This window comes from Aequorivita vitellina, from assembly GCF_022008365.1.
GTDB lineage: Bacteria > Bacteroidota > Bacteroidia > Flavobacteriales > Flavobacteriaceae > Aequorivita > Aequorivita vitellina.
On record NZ_JAIRBA010000066.1, the window covers coordinates 1 to 3,117 of the forward strand.

The window sequence follows — 3,117 nt, forward strand, 5'->3', positions numbered from 1 at the left end:
TGAGCGGCAGCTTCGGCAGTGCCAACATTTTGCGTCAGCGAAAGTGGGAAGCGCAGCGTGCGAATCAGCCGTGGGCAGTGGCGCCGCCACTACGTAATTATCCGCGTGACCAATTTACGATTATTTGTAGGAAATATAATTCACATAACCATCAGACCCGCTGTATTATATGCGTTGTTGTGTGCAGTTTTCAGTCAACACTTATTCCATTTCTATAAGTTGATATTTTCGACAAATTCCCATTTTCATCATAAGACAACCAAGTTCCATTACCATTCTTCAATGTTCCTTTATCCCTAGGGCTGCCATTACTGTGAAAAGATGAAATTATTTCCCACCGTAAGCCATAAGGTTTTGATTCTTGGTCATATTTATAATGTGCAATAGTTTTAACTTGTCCATTTGGGTAATACCAAGTTGTTACGCCATCTCTAGAACCGTTTCTATGTTCAGATATCATATCTGGATTTCCGTTATCATAGTAAATTTCATAAAAACCGTTACCCTCTTTGAGTGTTTGAGAACCATTTTTTCTGAATTGCTCTTTATGGCCAATTAATTTACCACTACTAAAAATATCAACTTGGCTTATACTCCCATTTGGGAAATAATAAGTCCATTCTTTATCCTGTAAATATTTGTTTTCATTTTCGGACCATATTTCCAAACCTTCTGAAATTAAATATCCATCTTTATAATACTTTCTAATAATCTCACCATTGCCTAAACCTAAACTTTTTTCAGTCAAAATTCCTTTTTCATTCCATAATTCAATTCGTCCTTTCGGACGATTATTTAAATACTCTATTTTAGATTGTATTTTCCCATTTTCATAGTAAGAAATCCAAACACCATTTCTGTTAATTTTCATTCTTTCAGTACCTAATGAGTTTCCCTCTCTTTGCAAAGAACCTGAAGGATAATAATCCTTAACAACACCATATACTGTATCGTTAACAAAATATCTCTCTTGTAGTTTGCTACCATCTTTCCTAAATGAAATCCATTTTCCATTAGTCCTATTCGTCTTCCAATTATATTCTCCCTCTGAATTAAGTTCCCCAGTTTCATAATATTGTTTCCACTTTCCGTATCTGTAAAAATCTCCTATGTTTATATCGATACCATCTTCTTTAAACTCAAAAGTTGATTCAACAATATCGATGAATGGTTGATTTTGCCAATTCCAACGATATCTTATTGCTAGTGCTGTTTCTCCTTGTCCGTATTTTCCATCAGGATAGGGATATCTATCTTCATATTTTGTATTCACTACTTGGGTTTTAATAGTTCCTTTTTCATTAAATGTATATATATTGGCAATTTCGCCGTTATTCCAAAAAGAAATCCATTCTCCAACAGAACGAACAAATCTATTTTCAGTATTCATAAGCATTTCTTCTGCGCTTGTAAAGTATTGTTGATATTTGCCTTTTAAAAAAATCTTACCATCGGGATAATTAGCTATCCATTCTCCGATAAGTTCATTTCTATTATAATTGCCTTTCAACCATATATTTCCATCGGGATAATAATATGTCCATTCACCAGATTTAAACCAGTCTTTTTCATCATTAGATTTAATTAGTTTATGTCTTGATTCAAGTTCCCCCTTAATTCTAATATTACCATTTCTATAAAAATCTTTAAAATCTTTCTTTTTATAGTTTTGTGAGTGTATTTCTGAATTTGCTATTATTAAACAAATAATTGTTAAAAAATATTTTTGATATTTCATAATATAGGATTTTCAATAAAAATAGAAATTTAATGACATTTAAAATATACCTAGTAATGGGTATTTTTTGTCTTGTGTTTCCATAGGCTGCTAAAAGTGTTTAATTTTTAGTCAACCTATTTTAGGACGAGACGTTTTTCAAAATTGCACACAACGGTTTTGCATATGATACGGCGGGTCTTGAGCGGCAGCTTCGGCAAAGCCAACAAAACTGCGTCAGCGGTTTGTGGGAAGCGTCAGCGTGCGAATCAGCCGTGGGCAGTGGCGCCGCCACTACGTATTTATCCGCTGTACCAAATTTTTGATAAATTTAGGGAATTTAATTTAAGAGGAATGTGACCGCTGTATTATATGCGGTGTTAGCTACAGTTATTTCTACCATTTTGTAAAGTCAGAATCTGGTCTTTTAAATGGTGATGTTAAAAACCTATTCACGATTTCATTAAATAAGACAGGGTTTGAAGCAGGTGCAAAATGTGTTTCTCCTGGCATTATACATAATTGTGCTTTGGGAATATTTTCATAAATCTCTAAGGTATGCTTAGTCAGAATAATATCTTCATCGCCAGCTATTATTAATACTTCTGCCTTTATCTTAGATAAATCTTCTTTTGGCATATTGGGCTGGTTTCCTAAAAGTCCGGCAAGCTGTCTTAGCACAATCCAATTAGCAGTAGTGTCTCGCTCTTGAACCTTTGAGTTCGTCATTTTTATTCTTCGTAAAGCTTCATTAACAGCCCAATTGTTAACAGCTGTTGTATCAGGTCTTAAGTTAGCACCCATTGCTACAAGTTTTTTTATTTTTGTGTTGCCCGAAATACTCATTTTTAATCCAACAATTCCACCATCACTCCATCCAATTATATTAATAGAATCTAATTTTAAGTAATTAACTAAGCCTTCCCAATCTTTTGCTATTTGATTAAATGTCAAAGAATCGGTTTTCAACTCAGATTTACCTTGTCCTCTATTGTCAGCAACGATAACCCGATACTTAGATTTAAAATACTCTATTTGATTACCCATACTTTTTATGCTGCCACTATTTCCATGAATTAATAATAATGGCTCCCCTTTTCCATATTCCTCAAAGTAAATTTTTGCATCATTGATTTCCACATATTTGCCAATAGCTTCATTGTTTCCATAAGAGGTATCAAATTTAAAATTCATTTTTACTTGCGCACAAGAAATTCCGAAGAAGAGTATTGCAGAGAGAAAGATTAATTGCTTGATTGAATTTTTCATATTAGTTTTAATTGTAGCTAACGGGTTTGCATATGCTACGGCGGGTCTTGAGCGGCAGCTTCGGCAGTGCCAACATTTTGCGTCAGCGAAAGTGGGAAGCGCAGCGTGCGAATCAGCCGTGGGCAGTGGCG

2 protein-coding genes are annotated in these 3,117 nt (G+C 34.4%); both read right to left on the reverse strand.

Annotated elements, in window-relative coordinates:
- Positions 1-190 precede the first annotated feature (190 nt).
- Positions 191-1,738 carry a toxin-antitoxin system YwqK family antitoxin gene (locus K8089_RS15895; protein WP_237604279.1) on the reverse strand — a complete coding sequence of 516 codons (1,548 nt, stop codon included), beginning with the start codon at positions 1,736-1,738 and terminating at the stop codon, positions 191-193.
- Positions 1,739-2,113: 375 nt separating this feature from the next.
- On the reverse strand, positions 2,114-3,117 hold a 1,004-nt coding region (locus tag K8089_RS15900), incomplete at its 5' end, for an alpha/beta fold hydrolase (RefSeq protein ID WP_237604280.1).